At 59.9% G+C, this 16,020-nt stretch carries 13 protein-coding genes and 1 pseudogene; 6 read left to right on the top strand and 8 right to left on the bottom strand.

Translation table 11 applies throughout. The features are described 5' to 3' along the window. Window positions 1-229: 229 nt before the first annotated feature. The 3 genes from AC0V8S_RS40825 to AC0V8S_RS40815 form a co-directional block, all read right to left on the bottom strand. Window positions 230-535, bottom strand: coding sequence for a HigA family addiction module antitoxin (locus AC0V8S_RS40825; RefSeq protein WP_475439249.1), 306 nt, complete (start codon window positions 533-535; stop codon window positions 230-232). Between the two features lie 12 nt (window positions 536-547). Further along, entirely contained in the window at window positions 548-829 is a 282-nt protein-coding gene (locus AC0V8S_RS40820; protein ID WP_475439248.1) for a type II toxin-antitoxin system RelE/ParE family toxin, read from the bottom strand. Between the two features lie 166 nt (window positions 830-995). Next, window positions 996-1,175 carry a hypothetical protein gene (locus tag AC0V8S_RS40815; protein WP_475439247.1) on the bottom strand — a complete coding sequence of 60 codons (180 nt, stop codon included), beginning with the start codon at window positions 1,173-1,175 and terminating at the stop codon, window positions 996-998. Between the two features lie 307 nt (window positions 1,176-1,482). On the opposite strand from AC0V8S_RS40815, the pseudogene AC0V8S_RS40810 reads away from it, so the two are divergent. Continuing rightward, window positions 1,483-3,112, top strand: a pseudogene (locus tag AC0V8S_RS40810) (IS1634 family transposase). Between the two features lie 240 nt (window positions 3,113-3,352). Beyond that, the gene (locus tag AC0V8S_RS40805; protein ID WP_475439246.1) at window positions 3,353-4,981 is read left to right on the top strand and encodes an IS1634 family transposase; all 1,629 of its coding nucleotides are present in this window, start codon (window positions 3,353-3,355) and stop codon (window positions 4,979-4,981) included. Window positions 4,982-5,529: 548 nt separating this feature from the next. Here the strand turns inward: AC0V8S_RS40805 and AC0V8S_RS40800 are convergent. Both AC0V8S_RS40800 and AC0V8S_RS40795 read right to left on the bottom strand, forming a co-directional pair. Further along, entirely contained in the window at window positions 5,530-5,676 is a 147-nt protein-coding gene (locus AC0V8S_RS40800; protein WP_475439245.1) for a 2OG-Fe(II) oxygenase family protein, read from the bottom strand. Window positions 5,677-5,874: 198 nt separating this feature from the next. Then, on the bottom strand, window positions 5,875-7,836 hold the full coding sequence (locus AC0V8S_RS40795; RefSeq protein ID WP_475439244.1) for a putative bifunctional diguanylate cyclase/phosphodiesterase: 1,962 nt from the start codon (window positions 7,834-7,836) through the stop codon (window positions 5,875-5,877). 852 nt (window positions 7,837-8,688) lie between these two features. Here AC0V8S_RS40795 and AC0V8S_RS40790 point away from each other — a divergent pair. After that, window positions 8,689-8,910, top strand: a complete 222-nt coding sequence (locus AC0V8S_RS40790; protein WP_475439243.1) for a hypothetical protein — start codon at window positions 8,689-8,691, stop codon at window positions 8,908-8,910. A 214-nt stretch (window positions 8,911-9,124) separates the two neighbouring features. On the opposite strand, the gene AC0V8S_RS40785 is transcribed toward AC0V8S_RS40790, so the two are convergent. From AC0V8S_RS40785 to AC0V8S_RS40775, 3 genes are all read right to left on the bottom strand, one after another. Next, a complete protein-coding gene (locus AC0V8S_RS40785) occupies window positions 9,125-9,763 on the bottom strand; it encodes a PAN domain-containing protein (RefSeq protein ID WP_475439514.1) in 639 nt (212 codons plus the stop codon). 463 nt (window positions 9,764-10,226) lie between these two features. Further along, window positions 10,227-10,811: a hypothetical protein gene (locus AC0V8S_RS40780; RefSeq protein WP_475439242.1), complete on the bottom strand. Its 585-nt coding sequence runs from the start codon at window positions 10,809-10,811 to the stop codon at window positions 10,227-10,229. A gap of 302 nt (window positions 10,812-11,113) precedes the next feature. Further along, entirely contained in the window at window positions 11,114-12,742 is a 1,629-nt protein-coding gene (locus AC0V8S_RS40775; protein WP_475439241.1) for an IS1634 family transposase, read from the bottom strand. Window positions 12,743-12,908: 166 nt separating this feature from the next. On the opposite strand from AC0V8S_RS40775, the gene AC0V8S_RS40770 reads away from it, so the two are divergent. Genes AC0V8S_RS40770 through AC0V8S_RS40760 form a run of 3 tightly spaced genes read left to right on the top strand, consistent with a single transcriptional unit; the run spans window position 12,909 to window position 16,001 of the window. After that, on the top strand, window positions 12,909-13,961 hold the full coding sequence (locus AC0V8S_RS40770; protein ID WP_475439240.1) for a S1C family serine protease: 1,053 nt from the start codon (window positions 12,909-12,911) through the stop codon (window positions 13,959-13,961). After that, window positions 13,876-15,057, top strand: coding sequence for a virulence factor SrfB (locus AC0V8S_RS40765; protein WP_475439513.1), 1,182 nt, complete (start codon window positions 13,876-13,878; stop codon window positions 15,055-15,057). Before AC0V8S_RS40770 ends, AC0V8S_RS40765 begins: the two co-directional genes overlap by 86 nt. Further along, window positions 15,054-16,001, top strand: coding sequence for a hypothetical protein (locus tag AC0V8S_RS40760; protein WP_475439239.1), 948 nt, complete (start codon window positions 15,054-15,056; stop codon window positions 15,999-16,001). The genes AC0V8S_RS40765 and AC0V8S_RS40760 overlap by 4 nt, the downstream gene beginning before the upstream one ends. Window positions 16,002-16,020 lie beyond the last annotated feature (19 nt).

Raw genomic sequence — 16,020 nt, 5'->3', positions numbered from 1 at the left:
CTCATCCGACGTATGTGTTGGGCCACTTCGCCCTGGCCAACTGGCACCGACGTCGCGGCAGTGCGTTGCTTGCCGAAATCTGGATCCGCCAATTGACGGAAGAGCCATGCGCCGCCAATCGGATACAGGTAACCGATGAGGCGGGCATCCCGCCCGGGGAGAAGGCCACAACGCTGGCTCCCATCCTCGTCAACGACGGTTTTCGTAACGAAAGATGGGCGGCGTTCTATCAGGAGGTGTGCTCATATTCCAAGACCGGGATCTGGGCGAGGATTTCCTTCTTTTCCTCGGCTTCGATCTTCAGGTCGTATCCGGCCTGCATGTTCATCCAGAGTTCCGGAGAAGTCTTAAAGAACTTGGCCAGCCGAAGAGCCGTATCCGTGGTCACTGGCGTTGCCCCGGTTACCAGGCGCTCGATGCGGGTGCGAGGCACGTTCAAAGCTTTCGCCAAGGCGCCAGCGCTCATCTTGAGGGGGATGAGATACTCCTCATGAAGGATCTCGCCGGGGTGGATCGGAGGCAGAATGCTGGTCATTGGTCTATCCTCTCAGTGGTGGTCGACAATTTCAACCATCTCGGGACCGCCGTCCGTCCATACGAAGCAGATGCGCCATCTATCGTTGATGCGGATCGAGTGCTGACCTTCGCGGTCGCCAGAAAGCTGCTCCAACTTGTTCCCCGGAGGGGACATCAAATCTTCCTGACTGGTCGCATATTCGAGCAGCGTCAGCTTGTTGAGCGCACGCTTGTGGATATCGGCCGGAAATCCTTTCGGGCATTTCCCGGAAGCGACGATCTCCGTCAGGCCATTTTTGTAAGAGCGGATCATCGTCGTCCCCCAATAAGTGAATCATGCCATGATACAACATGAGGCACAAGGGAAATGTATCACGACGTGAGACAATTCTGATCGCGAAGGCGGTTCTCCGCTGGGATGGCGGAAGGCTGTCCCCTCATTAACCGGGCCGACTTCTCGACCTACCGACCGAGAGAGCCTAAGTATCGCCCCGCCGTGTCCTGTCGCGGCAGTTGAGAAGGTCGACCAAGTGGTCGGCCTCTTCGATAGGCATGTCGATCAAGGGGACGCCCACCTCGACGACCGGCAGCCCCGTGAAGACGTCGATAATGTCCCACGTGCCTTCGGGCGTCTTCTCTATGTCGTAACGCTGGGCCATTGGGGGTTTGGGCGGGATATCTAGAGGTTACAGGCCATCCTTTGGGCTCCGAGAATGGCCTCCCGATTGGACTGCTCTAGCGCCTCAATTTAGCGAAGCGAGCGGACTTGGCAATCCTGGGTCGACCGCCAGATTTCGCATGACCCGACTTGAACAGTTGGAGGTGAACGGATGGCGAACACTGTCCGTTAAGCTATTGAATTCACTTGCCTTGGATTTCCGGCACGAAAATGTGTGGTAACAACATTTGTGCTGTTGTCCCTGTTTTGTATGGATTTTACGGCATTTATTCGCTAACAACGCTGGCATGTTTGTCGTTGAGAGAGTCGCGCGCGGCCACCGCTATCTCTACCTCGTGGAAAGTGTCCGCGACGGCAAAACCGTTCGCCAGCGCACGATAAAGGCGCTGGGCCGCAAGGATGCGCTGGTTGCCAGCGGCGAACTTGACAGATTGGCGGCCTCGATTGCGCGCCATGGCGAACGCAGCCTCATCCTGTCCGACATTGACGCGGGGCGGATTGCCTCTCGCCGCATTGGCGGTCCGCTGTTGTTCGGGCGGCTGTGGCAGCGGCTCGGGATCGGCGATGTGCTGGAAGAGGTGCTGGAGGGGCGCCAGTTCGGCTTTGCGGTGGAACGGGCGGTGTTCATTGGCACGTTGCATCGGCTGTTCGTCTCGGGCTCGGACCGCGACTGCGCGAACTGGATGGCCGATTATGGTATCGAGGGCGCCGCGGGTCTGGCGCTCCATCACTTTTACCGGGCAATGGCCTGGCTGGGCGAGGAACTCGGCGAAAAGGCGCAAGGCGCGCTGGTGGCGCGCTGCGTGAAGAGACGCGATCGAGGAAAAGCTCTTCGCGCGCCGGCAGGACCTGTTCACCGACCTCAGCCTTGTGTTCATGGACACCACCTCGTTGTCCTTCTACGGCGCGGGCGGCGAGACGCTGGGCAAGCGCGGGCATTCCAAGGACTTCCGCCCCGATCTGGCGCAAATGATCCTGGCGCTGGTCGTTGATGCCGAGGGCCGGCCGATCTGCACCGAGATGGTGCCCGGCAACACCGCTGACGTGACCGTCCTGTTGCCGGTGGTCGATCGGCTGCGAACGCGCTTCGGCGTCACACGCGCCTGCGTTGTCGCCGATCGCGGCATGATCAGCGCCGATACCATCGCCGCGCTCGAAAAGCTGGGCATGGAATACATTCTGGGGGCCCGCGAACGCTCGAGCAGCGTGATCCACAACGTCGTGCTCAATGACGCGGCACCGATGGTTCCGCTCGTTCTCGAGCGCCAGCGCGGTGAAACTCAGTTGTGGGTCAAAGAGGTCAAGGTCGGTAAAGACCGCTATATTGTCAGCCGCAATGACGCCGAGGCCGAGAAGGACAAGGCCGACCGCCAGGCGATCATCGCCGGCCTCGAGGCACAGCTCAAGAAGGGCGACAAGGCACTGGTCGGCAACTCGGCCTACCGGCGTTACCTCAAGGCCAGCGGCAAGAACTTCAAGATCGATGTCGGCAAGCTTGCCGAGGAAGCCCGGTACGACGGCATCACCGTGGTGCGGACCAACGCGAAGGTGACCCCGCTCCAGGCCGTGCTGCGGTATCGCGATTTGCTCGAGGTCGAGAGCCTGTTCCGCGCCGCCAAGGCAACCTTCAATACCCGGCCGATCTTCCACCAATCCGATGCCGCCATCCGCGGGCATGTGTTTTGCTCGTTCCTGGGGCTCGTACTCAGCAAGGAACTGTACCGCCTCTGCCGGGCCAAAGGCCTGACGCCCGAATGGCAGCCGCTTCTACGCGATCTCGACCGCCTCCAGGAAGCCACCATCGAAAAGGATGGTCGCATCGTCACCACCAGAACCCACGTTACGGGCCAAGTGGGCAACGTCTTCAAGGCAGCTGGCATCGCTCTGCCACACAACCTCGACGAACAACTCGCCTGAGATCATCCCCAAAATGTAGTGGTAACACGCGCCGGCGCGCGCCTAACGTGCTGATATAATAACATATTCTTACAGACCCGACTTGAACAGTTGGAGGTGAACGGATGGCGAACACTGTCCGTTAAGCTATTGAATTCACTTGCCTTGGATTTCCGGCACGAAAATGTGTGGTAACAACATTTGTGCTGTTGTCCCTGTTTTGTATGGATTTTACGGCATTTATTCGCTAACAACGCTGGCATGTTTGTCGTTGAGAGAGTCGCGCGCGGCCACCGCTATCTCTACCTCGTGGAAAGTGTCCGCGACGGCAAAACCGTTCGCCAGCGCACGATAAAGGCGCTGGGCCGCAAGGATGCGCTGGTTGCCAGCGGCGAACTTGACAGATTGGCGGCCTCGATTGCGCGCCATGGCGAACGCAGCCTCATCCTGTCCGACATTGACGCGGGGCGGATTGCCTCTCGCCGCATTGGCGGTCCGCTGTTGTTCGGGCGGCTGTGGCAGCGGCTCGGGATCGGCGATGTGCTGGAAGAGGTGCTGGAGGGGCGCCAGTTCGGCTTTGCGGTGGAACGGGCGGTGTTCATTGGCACGTTGCATCGGCTGTTCGTCTCGGGCTCGGACCGCGACTGCGCGAACTGGATGGCCGATTATGGTATCGAGGGCGCCGCGGGTCTGGCGCTCCATCACTTTTACCGGGCAATGGCCTGGCTGGGCGAGGAACTCGGCGAAAAGGCGCAAGGCGCGCTGGTGGCGCGCTGCGTGAAAGACGCGATCGAGGAAAAGCTCTTCGCGCGCCGGCAGGACCTGTTCACCGACCTCAGCCTTGTGTTCATGGACACCACCTCGTTGTCCTTCTACGGCGCGGGCGGCGAGACGCTGGGCAAGCGCGGGCATTCCAAGGACTTCCGCCCCGATCTGGCGCAAATGATCCTGGCGCTGGTCGTTGATGCCGAGGGCCGGCCGATCTGCACCGAGATGGTGCCCGGCAACACCGCTGACGTGACCGTCCTGTTGCCGGTGGTCGATCGGCTGCGAACGCGCTTCGGCGTCACACGCGCCTGCGTTGTCGCCGATCGCGGCATGATCAGCGCCGATACCATCGCCGCGCTCGAAAAGCTGGGCATGGAATACATTCTGGGGGCCCGCGAACGCTCGAGCAGCGTGATCCACAACGTCGTGCTCAATGACGCGGCACCGATGGTTCCGCTCGTTCTCGAGCGCCAGCGCGGTGAAACTCAGTTGTGGGTCAAAGAGGTCAAGGTCGGTAAAGACCGCTATATTGTCAGCCGCAATGACGCCGAGGCCGAGAAGGACAAGGCCGACCGCCAGGCGATCATCGCCGGCCTCGAGGCACAGCTCAAGAAGGGCGACAAGGCACTGGTCGGCAACTCGGCCTACCGGCGTTACCTCAAGGCCAGCGGCAAGAACTTCAAGATCGATGTCGGCAAGCTTGCCGAGGAAGCCCGGTACGACGGCATCACCGTGGTGCGGACCAACGCGAAGGTGACCCCGCTCCAGGCCGTGCTGCGGTATCGCGATTTGCTCGAGGTCGAGAGCCTGTTCCGCGCCGCCAAGGCAACCTTCAATACCCGGCCGATCTTCCACCAATCCGATGCCGCCATCCGCGGGCATGTGTTTTGCTCGTTCCTGGGGCTCGTACTCAGCAAGGAACTGTACCGCCTCTGCCGGGCCAAAGGCCTGACGCCCGAATGGCAGCCGCTTCTACGCGATCTCGACCGCCTCCAGGAAGCCACCATCGAAAAGGATGGTCGCATCGTCACCACCAGAACCCACGTTACGGGCCAAGTGGGCAACGTCTTCAAGGCAGCTGGCATCGCTCTGCCACACAACCTCGACGAACAACTCGCCTGAGATCATCCCCAAAATGTAGTGGTAACACGCGCCGGCGCGCGCCTAACGTGCTGATATAATAACATATTCTTACAGGCGGTGTTGAAGTGGGGCATGACGCAACATCGGCTGCGAATGCGAACCGTCTTGTTTCCGAAAGATTGACCCAGCGAAACGCGTTCCAGCAGATCTGAACAAAGCAGTCCGTGAAACAAAAAAGGCCGGGCTCGAATGCGGCCCGGCCAAAGGAAGGTCAAAGCCTTCAGAGGGGAACACCGTTTAGCGGAATGGGAGGAAAACCGCCGAACGGTTTTGCCTTTCTGAGCTCGTTTCAGGGCTTTGGCGATGAATGACATTCCAAAGGAAGCGCGAAACGGCAAAGATTCGTGCTCCGACCGCAAACCTGAAGATCGACATAGTACCGGCGTGCCACATCGGCATAGGAGCGCTGTGGCTTTGCAGGCGGCATGTCGGAACAACGGGTTTCTCGATCATTTGCCCGTCCGCGGGCCTCGGCCGCCAATTCTTTCGGCAGGCTCAGAAGCGGCATGGTCGCATTCCCGCCGCGCTTAAGAAAAGGGAACGGAAGGCCCATAGACGCCGGCGGGCGACGTCACGACGCGATGCACGGTCGCGCGCAAATAGCCATTCGACGCCAGTTCGAGCACCGCGCCGATTTTGACGACCAGCGTTCCGGGGATCGGGTCCACATCCACCCACCCGCCATCACATCGCATTCTCGGGCGACTTCTTATGGTGTCAGGTCGCGCAATAAGGGCCTCGAAGTTCCTCATCCTACGACTGCGCATTGCCTCAAGAAAAATGTTACCGGGTGGAGTCTGTTGCCTCACCTCGTCACCGTTGGCCTACGAGAAAAAACCAGACCAGCGCCGGCAAAGTGCGGGTCGTGCGATTCATGTATTTAGCTGCTGACCAAACGGCTTCGCAGCAATGCAAAGAATGTCGTCTATCCGGACAGGTTTCCCGATTAAATAGCCTTGAGCTTCGTCACATCCGATGCGGCGAAGATAGTCGAGCTGTTCGGGAGTTTCGACGCCTTCGGCTGTTACCTCAATTCGAAGCTCATGCGCCAACTCAATCAATGATCGTACAATCGCGGCGCAGTCCGCATCGGTGAGCATATCCTGGACAAAAGATCGGTCGATCTTGAGCCGCGAAAGAGGCAATTTACGAAGATAAGTGAGTGATGAATAGCCGGTTCCAAAATCGTCAAGAGCAACTGTTACGGATAGAGAACCTAACGATTGTAATAATGAAATCGTTTCTTCAAAATTCGAAATCAGCACAGTTTCTGTGATTTCGACCTCGAGTCTTCGGGGCTCCAAACCGGCTTCAGCCAACGCCGCCACAATTCCATCCAGCAAGGCTTTATTCTTAAGCTGCACTGCCGACAAGTTGACGGAGACCCGCAAGTCGCACGGCCAGCGCGCCGCGGCCAAGCAAGCCGTTTTGACGACCCAGTGTCCGATTGAGTGAATCAAACCCGTTTCTTCAGCGATAGATATGAACTCCGACGGTGGGATCGCGCCAAGGGTCGGATGCTGCCACCGCAGAAGCGCTTCAAAACCTCGGATGCGATCGCTCCCGAGGTCGAGAAAGGGTTGAAATGCCAGCGAAAGCTGGTCATTGGCGAGCGCAGATGCCAGATCGCGTTCAAGGGCATGGCGCCTTGCAGCAGCTTCACCGTCGCTTCCGCTGAAAAACTGGATGGAGCCCGCCCCCAGCGTCTTAGCCCTGTACAGCGCGGTGTCGACGCACCGCAAGAGTTGGTTGGCATCCAAACCGTCCGTGGGCGCCAAAGCGATACCAATAGAGGCCCTGCAATATATTTCGCGTCCTTCGATCAAGAAAGGGGGGCGCATGGCATCGATAATCTGTTTGGCCAAGGACCCGATTTGATCTGGCCTGGTATCGCGCGTAGCGATTATTGCAAATTCGCCGCCCTCCAATCTGGCAATGCCATCGGTCTCCCGCGTTGATTTGCGAAGTCTCGCAGCCACCTCGACCAACAGGGCATCCGCCATTGCTCGGCCAAAACGATCATTGACTTTGTCGAAACCGTTAAGATTGAACAACAGTAACGCACAGTTCTGGTCAAATTGCTTAGCGTCCACCAACGCGTTCTCCAGCCGCTCGTTGAAGCTGAACCGGTTTGGCAGACTCGTTAGAACATCCCTGCGAATGGCGTTTTCGCTTTCAGCTTGTAGAATGAAGCGTTGGGTAAATTCGGACGCGTGGGCAAGCACTGCACGAAACAGCGTGATGGCGTAGCTCACTAACAGGATTGCGACGGGCAGATTGACGGCGCCATCCAGCCACACAACCGCAACCGCCGAACCGACGAAGATCGGCAGCGTATACGCGATGGCCGCAATGGGAATCGTGTAAAAGGAGGCGGCACCGCCTGCGATCATCCCCGCGCTCAGGCAGGTGATGACGACCTGGGCGGCACTTGTTGCCCCACTGAAGAACAGAATGGGAAGTGCGCCCCACCAGATGCCAAACAAGAGGGCGTTCCGCACCAGGTTTTGCGTAGTCCGGCGAGACACTGACCTTGGTTTGACTGACCGAAACGATGATCTCGCTCTTGGGCCTACGAACCCGGCGGCGACGATAATGACACTCGCCCAGAGGACCGCATTCGTTTGGTCGGACGAACCCCAAAGCGCCATAACAAGAGTGGCCGCATTGAGTATGTTCGCAACCATGCCAAGAGGCGTGTTGCGAAGCACGATATTGACCTGCTCCGCCCTGATTCGGCCGGCGAGTGGTTCGGTCGTCGTGGGGCCGCCAAAGACCCGCAGGTCTCCCGCCAGAAGGTCACCGAGCCTTACGGCAGACGGACGCTGCGTCACTCTTTCACCCCCCCGCGGTAGAGTAGTTAGCTGCGTGTTGGTGGGTCCCCTAGCACCGAACAATTCGGAAGTAAATTTCAACCCCAATTTTGACAGCCCGGTTGGGAAACCAAACGACTCCCCGAATTCGAAGATAGCAAAAAACGCGATGCTCCCTTAGGACATCGCCGACCTAACGTGATCCATGCCTTCGCAATATTTTCGTTTCTGGAAAATGAGCCGATTGAATCGTCTGAAATTAAACCGCGTCGCGTTTGAGCAGCTTCATGCGAGGGCTTCAATATTAGCAGACGTCCAAGAAAGCCTCGCGGCCAAGCCGCAGGGCTTTTTTCTTGTCGATCAATGAGAGCGAATTGGCCACATATGCATCGCAGTATGGGGCCGATAATCAATCAAGGGTTACCAAAGGCCCGCATTCTTGCCCTCCCGGAGCGGCATGCGGGATATCGGCCACCTGTTCAAGCCAACCGAGTGCAAAAACTTCTTCAAAGCTGCCGGATATGAGGCCAACTGATCTCGACACGTTTTAGGCTACCGAGGGAAACGAGACGGACGGGAGCGCTGAAAGCGGACTTCCGCGATCGCGCGATAAATAATTCCTACCCGACGAATCCGCCATGTGTGGGAGCGTGGCGGACCTGTCGATCCGTCTAGCCGGCCTTGCATCAGTCTCGGATATGATGTGGCGCCGGCCTTCGCGCTCGCCCAAATGCACTCTTGCTTGCGGCTGTTCTGGCGCCGCCGACTTGGATCCTGCCGATTTGAATCAAAAACGGTTGTGGATATTTCCAAGCCATTGAGAGGCGGGCGGCCATATCCGACGTAGGTTGGGTTACTTGATCGGAGAATTAATTGAACAGCGATTTCGCCGCAGCGCGCGTCCACCTCAACGAGGCCCTCAACCATTTATGCGGACATGATCAAGTCAGCCGGGATTCTCGCTTGGCTATTGACCTGCTTATAGAGGCGGTGATCACCGCCGAGCATTGCAAGCAACCGGCAAAGGTGATCGAGTTCAGGCGCACGAAAAATAACGGACGGGCGTGGCAATCTCAAACGCGCCGAGAACTATAGAGATAGTCGAGCATGACCAAGCGCTATGAAATGAAGAGCGTATCTTTGGTCGATCATTGACGTGTTCACCGGGCGTCCTGCCCGGGTCGACGGATTCCGCTCAGCAACGCAAGAGTGCCGGCACCAAAGGCTACGGGCTCTCCGGTGTTACCGGCGATAATATTGGAGTACCAAGCCGGACGTCCTTCGTGAAGGTTGCCCGAGCCGCGAACTCCTACTGATGGCTGAGCCATATATCGATGCGGTAACGGTCGGCATCTCCCGATCGTAATTTGCCGTCCGCGCGGATCCCAATCCCCAAAGGACGCAGGATCGGACCCATTTCCTGCAGGGCCGCCCCGACTCTCCATTCTTCAGTATCTTCGGCCGCATAGCCGATGGCCTTGGGTACCCGCGCGCATTGCGGTGTCGTGATCCTGTCAAACTGCTCGATCCTCCCAGGGATGAGCCGCAATGACTCGAAAACGAAATCGTTGACCGAATTGCGCAAGGAGGTCGCGTTCACCGGCGCTCCGCTGCAGACGTTGATATAGACCCAACCGATCGGTCGAGGGTCTCCGGGGATCCCGTGATAGGTCACCTTGCGGCCGCTGGCATCCGGCGCCTCCAAGGCCGGCTCAGCCTGGGGGGTTAACACGGCAGGTTGCGTGGCCGGATTTGATGGAGAGCGGTAACCAGGAACCAGGTCTTTCGTTCCTGCTGTGGTCATTGGACTTTCGAAGGCGGATTCCACCTTCGCGAAAAGCTTGCAGGCGCTCGCGTCAGACCGATATTCAAAAGCGACGCATCCCGAACGCGAAGAACAGATCGAACGGCACTCTTGCAATGGAACGACCATCTGCGCGGAGGTCACCCCCTTCAAAGCTGTCCCCGGGTAATCAAAAAGTTCTGCGGTAACCTGACCGGTCGTAGGTAAAACTCCGCACGCCAGGAATGCACTGGACGCTGCGGCCGCGAGGAAAACGACTCTACGGCGAGCCGGATGAGCAAACATATGTCCCCCTCGGTAGCGAGCCATCCTGAAAACCAAAACGGCCGTCGGCTCTATCAAATTTCAAACAGTCCCAGCCGGAACTGACGGAAATGAGCAGGCTGGAAGAGTCATGGCAATCCCGCCACGAGACTTATCTGACTGAACCCATCATTGCGAGGCCACGGCAACTGTCTGGCCTGAGGCAGCGACAGCCACACGGCCACCATATTTCATCAACTTTCGCCGCGCGATAACCCAAATGGGGTATGCAGCAACGTGAGGCTTGTAAGACCCTCGCCAAGCGAGTTAATCGCAAAGCAAATATGACTTCAGCCTCATCAGGTTAAGCATGGCGGCCAAATCCATTAAGCGCTTGTTGACACAAAGTTTGTTTCGGTCGAAGGATGCCGCCGGGGATGCCGCGCATCGTTAAAAGGCAACACGTGCGGTAGGGGAAGACCTGATGGCTGGACGGGGCAACGTCCACTTCGTTCGCACCACGCAGGCACGTGCCGTTGACGTATTGGCCGTTGCTGGGAGGTCGTTGTGGCATGACTGTGAAACGACATTCGGCCGCATAGACGAACTGTGCGGGGACGGCGCCTCGCGTCTGTTCGCCGAGCCGAACGTCAAGGAGCAGGACGGTGGCCGCCTGGTCGTTGCGTGGTTCAGCGCGTTCGACGACGATGCGAAGCAGCTGGAAGCGCTGGACCGTGGGATGCGGGCGCGGGTCGTGTCGGCGTTGACGGCACGGATTGAGGCCCTTCGACCAGCGCTGGCCGACCGGGAGATCGGCGAGACCGTCGCCGCGATGCTCAACGTCACCGACGAAAGCTCGATCGTGGCGGTCGGGGAAAACGCTGTCCTCACGAACTGGGGAATGCTGCCGGAGGAAGCCCGCGCCTCCCCCGCTGCATTCGTCCGGCACGGCGAAAGGACTATAGGCTCCTACCTTCCGTCCGGAATATCGCCGCGAGTGCCTGGCCAGGCATGGACTGTAGGCGGAGGTGGTCCAGGCTCGGCAAAACTGTCTCCCCCGCCGCGCGCCGAGTCGCCCAAACCTGCAAGCTCGTCCCCGCAGGGGCCTCAGCCAATGGTCCCGACAAAACCCAGGCGAATCTCGCTTTGGCCTGTCATGCCCCACTTCAACACCGCCTGTAAGAATATGTTATTATATCAGCACGTTAGGCGCGCGCCGGCGCGTGTTACCACTACATTTTGGGGATGATCTCAGGCGAGTTGTTCGTCGAGGTTGTGTGGCAGAGCGATGCCAGCTGCCTTGAAGACGTTGCCCACTTGGCCCGTAACGTGGGTTCTGGTGGTGACGATGCGACCATCCTTTTCGATGGTGGCTTCCTGGAGGCGGTCGAGATCGCGTAGAAGCGGCTGCCATTCGGGCGTCAGGCCTTTGGCCCGGCAGAGGCGGTACAGTTCCTTGCTGAGTACGAGCCCCAGGAACGAGCAAAACACATGCCCGCGGATGGCGGCATCGGATTGGTGGAAGATCGGCCGGGTATTGAAGGTTGCCTTGGCGGCGCGGAACAGGCTCTCGACCTCGAGCAAATCGCGATACCGCAGCACGGCCTGGAGCGGGGTCACCTTCGCGTTGGTCCGCACCACGGTGATGCCGTCGTAGCGGGCTTCCTCGGCAAGCTTGCCGACATCGATCTTGAAGTTCTTGCCGCTGGCCTTGAGGTAACGCCGGTAGGCCGAGTTGCCGACCAGTGCCTTGTCGCCCTTCTTGAGCTGTGCCTCGAGGCCGGCGATGATCGCCTGGCGGTCGGCCTTGTCCTTCTCGGCCTCGGCGTCATTGCGGCTGACAATGTAGCGGTCTTTACCGACCTTGACCTCTTTGACCCACAACTGAGTTTCACCGCGCTGGCGCTCGAGAACGAGCGGAACCATCGGTGCCGCGTCATTGAGCACGACGTTGTGGATCACGCTGCTCGAGCGTTCGCGGGCCCCCCGAATGTATTCCATGCCCAGCTTTTCGAGCGCGGCGATGGTATCGGCGCTGATCATGCCGCGATCGGCGACAACGCAGGCGCGTGTGACGCCGAAGCGCGTTCGCAGCCGATCGACCACCGGCAACAGGACGGTCACGTCAGCGGTGTTGCCGGGTACCATCTCGGTGCAGATCGGCCGGCCCTCGGCATCAACGACCAGCGCCAGGATCATTTGCGCCAGATCGGGGCGGAAGTCCTTGGAATGCCCGCGCTTGCCCAGCGTCTCGCCGCCCGCGCCATGGAAGGACAACGAGGTGGTGTCCATGAACACAAGGCTGAGGTCGGTGAACAGGTCCTGCCGGCGCGCGAAGAGCTTTTCCTCGATCGCGTCTTTCACGCAGCGCGCCACCAGCGCGCCTTGCGCCTTTTCGCCGAGTTCCTCGCCCAGCCACGCCATTGCCCGGTAAAAGTGATGGAGCGCCAGACCCTCGGCGCCCTCGATACCATAATCGGCCATCCAGTTCGCGCAGTCGCGGTCCGAGCCCGAGACGAACAGCCGATGCAGCGTGCCAACGAACACCGCCCGTTCCACCGCAAAGCCGAACTGGCGCCCTTCCAGCACCTCTTCCAGCACCTCGCCGATCCCGAGCCGCTCCCACAGCCGCCCGAACAACAGCGGACCGCCGATGCGGCGAGAGGCAATTCGCCCCGCGTCAATGTCGGACAGGATGAGGCTGCGTTCGCCATGGCGCGCAATCGAGGCCGCCAATCTGTCAAGTTCGCCGCTGGCAACCAGCGCATCCTTGCGGCCCAGCGCCTTTATCGTGCGCTGGCGAACGGTTTTGCCGTCGCGGACACTTTCCACGAGGTAGAGATAGCGGTGGCCGCGCGCGACTCTCTCAACGACAAACATGCCAGCGTTGTTAGCGAATAAATGCCGTAAAATCCATACAAAACAGGGACAACAGCACAAATGTTGTTACCACACATTTTCGTGCCGGAAATCCAAGGCAAGTGAATTCAATAGCTTAACGGACAGTGTTCGCCATCCGTTCACCTCCAACTGTTCAAGTCGGGTCATGGCGATATCGCTCGTATTCGCGGCTTGCCTGATCTACGCGGCATGGCCGGGAAACCTCCTTTATCCGAAGGCGCTTCAGCCGTCGCAGCCGCCTTCCCTGGTGGACAACGCGGAGGTCAACCGAAGCCTCGAGGCGCGGATCGGCAAAATCAAAGCGGAACTCGCAAAGGCGGCATGCAATGCGGACGCCTCAGTTCTGGGTCCCCAGATACTGGACCCCCAACAGCCCGAGGCGGCCGTCGGGCCGCCTGCCCCGCCCGGTTCACCACAAGCCCTTCTAGCCTCCCTCGACTCGGCCACCGTCCTGGTGCTCGCGCCTCTCACGGGGAACACGCTCAGCACCGGAAGTGGCTTCTTCGTAGGCAAGAGAGAGATTCTCACCAACAACCATGTCGTCGAAGGCGCAGGCGAAACAGTGTTCGTCGCCAGCAAGGCGCTTGGGCGCGCGGTTCCCGCGCATGTCGTCGCGAAAGCCGCCGCAAGCGCGACTGGAGACCCGGACTTCGCCCTCCTGCGCGTGGACGACGCGCCCAGCGGCGTGACGGCCCTGCAGCTTTCGACCGGAATCGGAAGGCTCGACAGCGTAATTGCAGGCGGATTTCCTGGCTTCGTGATGTCCATGGACAAGACGTACCGGGACATCATCAATGGCGACACCAGCGGCATAGGCAATCTCGAGATGGTGGTCACGCAAGGCAACGTGATGGCCATGCCCCAGGACGGCGCCACGAAGGTCATTACCCATTCCGCGAACATTTCGCGCGGCAACAGCGGAGGCCCGCTTTCGGACGCTTGCGGCCGGGCGGTCGGGGTGAACACCTTCATAATCCTCGACGGAGAGAACGCCCAGAAGCTGAACTTCTCTCTCAGCGCTCGCGACGCAATCCGCTTTCTGTCGTCAAACGGCGTGACGGTAACCACGGCTGACAAGCCATGCATCCCGACAGCAGGCATAACCCCAGGGCATCGCCAGGCGATCTGGCCGTCCCCGGGCGTTCTTCTGGCCAAGCCTGCTCCGCATCGGCCCGGAGGCATCGCGCCTGCGCGGTGAATCGGAAGGCACCGAGGCTGCGACCGGGCTTTCCTCGCCGAAACGATATCTGGCGGAAAACCTCGCGGCGATCTGCCGTCCCGAGATTAAGTATGGGCAGATACGGGGCCGCCTCGGGAACATCGCCCACGAAATACGTCGCGTGCTCGCTCCCTATTTCGTCGAGAGCGACATCAACAAGCGTATCGCCGAGCGCCGGGAAGTATCGGACCAGATTCTTGCGTGTCTCACCGAGACATGGGAGCGGGAGCAGTTCGGCGTGGCGATGAAGATGCTCCAGATTTCTCAGAACGGGATTTCCGAGCACCTCCACATCGAGTACGGCAACCGCATCAAGCGCCAGAACGCCCCCGACGACGGCTCGGATGGCCGAGCCGATACCGTCGTGAAGAAGCGCGTCACTCCGCCACTGCGGCCGGGCGCCCCTCCCCTGCCAGGGAACAAGAAGAAGACGGTCGCCGCCGCGGCGCCTTCCGGGCCGTCGGTCTCGCAAAAGGCGCTGCCCCGCGAAGCCTACCTCGCCCGCTCGGCGATGCGCCACTGGCTGGATGGGCTTCTGGCGCTATCAAGGAATGACGGCGCGCTTCAGGCCGTTGGCCTTACCCACAAACTGGCAGGAGAGCTGATCGCCGAGCTTGTCGCGGCGGCCCGCCGCACCGGGGTCGAGGAGCAGATAGCCGACGATCTCGCCAAGCTCTCTGGAAGTTCGGTCGAGAGGCCTGACATCCTGCTCGAGAGGGCAGGTTTCCTCGCGACGAGCCGCATCAACCGTTTCGTCAGCACGCTTGGCTTCGAGGCCTTGCCCGAGGAGAAGCGGCCAATGGCCCCGGACGGCACCGAAGACGGCGAGATCAGGGTATTCGCCCGCCGACCAAACGTCTCGAACTGCGACGGACTTGGCAAGGAACGGCGGAACTTCTCCTACCTGGCGCTCTCGGAATGGATGTACGCCTTTAACCAGCTCGTGACCGACAATGTCCTCTCGGGCGAGGGCATCACAGTGAACGTCGACGAGAACGAACGGCTGAGAGCGATCCTGGAGACTCTCAATTCGTCGTCGCTGTCTTCTGCCGAGTCCACAGAGACGGCTCGATGACGCAGGTTCCGCTGAAAGTAACAGAGGATGAGTCACGCCTGTTCGGGCATGCCCTGATCGTGTTTCCGCAAGAACTGGGGAGTACCCAGCGCTTGCGCCTTTCGATCACGCGCAAGTCCGCGGACACACCGTACCTCGGCGATGGCGGATGGCAGGCGCGCCCGGCTACCGTGGCGGCGGAGGTCGCAAACCGAACCGCGGGTTCGACCACGTTGTCCGTGGGGCCTGAAGTCTGCGATCGAATTCCGGTCGACCAACAGGTGAAGATCGAAGTCGACGGCCAGAACGTTTGGGGCAATGCGTTCTGGCCCCCGGTTACGCCACAACCTGGTGGGTGGTCACAGGAGCTGACCGCTCCTCCGACGGCCCTCCCTGCTTTGCCTGAACGCATCATCGATCTGGTGCCGGACCCGCCATTGCCTCCTCCGATAATCAAGGTGCCTGACCCGGCACCTGTCCTGCCGTCGAAGAGCAGGTGGCGATACCTATACCTTCTGATCCCCCTGGCACTGCTCGTGGCGGCCGCGGGAGGCTACGAAGCGTATAAGCTGATGCCCAAGCCAGAGAGCCTACAGGCGCGTTTCGAGAGGTTGAAACGGACGGATACCACCGGAGCTCAACTGTTCACGCTAAGCGGCGACGCATACCGCGAAGGCGACGGAGGGATTGGCTTGCAGTCCATCAATCTTGCGATGGAACGGGGCGACCAGGACGCCAAGCTCGAAATCGCGCGCTGGTACGATCCGAACTCCTTCGATCCGGCCAAGGCAGACCGTCCGGACGCAAACAAGGCCGCAAGGTTCTACTTCGAGCTGGTGATCGAGGGTAAGGCGGAGGCAGCGAACCTGCTTCGCTCCCTTTGCGCGAAGAGCGCGAGCTCCCCTCAAGACCCAACCTTCAACGGGTTCCTGACGAACACCTATTGCGAGGGAACTTTGGAATGACAACCAGAAACGGCATGGC

The sequence above is a fragment of the Mesorhizobium oxytropidicola genome (assembly GCF_056174625.1).
The sequence above is the reverse complement of the archived record's forward strand: the minus strand, read 5'-3'. Positions and strand labels throughout refer to the sequence as shown.